The organism is Vibrio sp. 10N.222.48.A3 (genome assembly GCF_041475345.1).
Lineage (GTDB): Bacteria > Pseudomonadota > Gammaproteobacteria > Enterobacterales > Vibrionaceae > Vibrio > Vibrio tasmaniensis_A.
The window spans coordinates 1-1,434 of record NZ_JBFRVX010000110.1 but is presented as its reverse complement, the minus strand read 5'-3'; the positions used below and the strand labels follow the sequence as shown (position 1 = coordinate 1,434).

Sequence of the window (1,434 nt, the reverse complement as noted above, 5' to 3'; positions counted from 1 at the left end):
AAGAGCTTGTGTAGATTCTCATCAGAAATTCCTATGCCAGTATCGGCCACCATCACCTTCATAGTCAGACTGTTATCATCTGATTCAACAAGGGCTACAGTTAACGAGACACTGCCAGTTTCCGTAAACTTAATCGCATTACCAACAAGGTTAAGTATTACTTGGAACAGCCTTAATGGGTCACCAATCAACGGAGTGTTTAACTCTGGATCTATCGACATAGACAAGTTAAGTTGCTTCTCATTCGCTTTGGGTTCCATCAACTCAATGACATCTTGGAATGTCGTCACGGGATCAAATGGGATGCTATCAATGACAAGCTGTCCCGCCTCTATCTTAGAGAAGTCGAGGATGTCATTAATGATGCTTAACAGTGAATGCCCCGAACGGTGCACTTTCTCGATGTAATTTCGAGCGACCGGATTAGATATTTCGCCAATCGCCAGATAAGACAAACCAATAATAGCGTTCATTGGCGTTCTAATTTCATGGCTCATATTGGCTAAGAATTCCGATTTAGCTTGGCTCGCCAAATCGGCCCTCTGTTTCTCTTCTTCTAATTGCTCATTAAGGCGCTTCATTTCTGAAATATCGAATGCCCAAAATAGCGTGGCTATCTCGCCATCTAGCTCAAACAAATAATAGCTGACGAGCGCAACGAAACGGGTTCCATCAGGTTTTCTAAGCACCAACTCCCGGTTTACTACCTTGCCATTGAGCATTAGCTCCTTATGTACATCATCCCGAACGGATAAAGAGTCATGAATAGAATCTACATCGATAGAATCAAGATCAAGACCTTCAACCCCAAACAGCCGTTTCGCAGTATCGTTGGCATAACGAACTTTCTCTTCAAACACAACACTCGCGGCGATAGGAGAGCTGTTAAGCATATTATAGAGCTGCTCCTGAGCCTTCTTAAGCGCCTCTGTTGCATCATTGGCAATGCTTATTTGTTTCGAGAGTTTTCGATTCCAGAAAACGATAAGTAAAACGATCACCAAAGCAAAACCTGAAATGGTATAAACCAATTCATAGTCAACTCTTTCTATCGCTTTTGGCGCTGCCCACTTCGCCGATATCTTTTGACGTTCTTCAGCAGAAATGCTCTCAATCGCCTTATTCACAATGGAATAAAGCAAAGGTTCAGACTTAATGACGTGTAAGGTTGGAGAAAGGAAAAAATCAAGTCGTCCGATAATTCCGACCTCACGATGACCAAATGAATCAATGAGGTAGTTTAGGACTTCGACAGTATCGATCATGCCATCTAGGGTTTCATCATCCAGTCGGTTAAGCCCATCTTCAGTGGATTCTACTTTCACCCATTCAATATTCGGGTATTTCCCGACAATCGCATCGGTATTTGCTGCGTTCTTCAAGATACCGATTTTCCATCCTTCAGCTTCCTCAAGCACCAAGCTACTTATGTCT

Annotated in this window: 1 protein-coding gene; it reads right to left on the bottom strand. The window is 42.8% G+C overall.

What is annotated here, in order from left to right; all coding sequences use genetic code 11:
- Window positions 1-1,434, bottom strand: a 1,434-nt coding sequence (locus AB4653_RS04135; protein WP_372103399.1) for a histidine kinase dimerization/phospho-acceptor domain-containing protein, incomplete at both ends; no start/stop codon positions are given.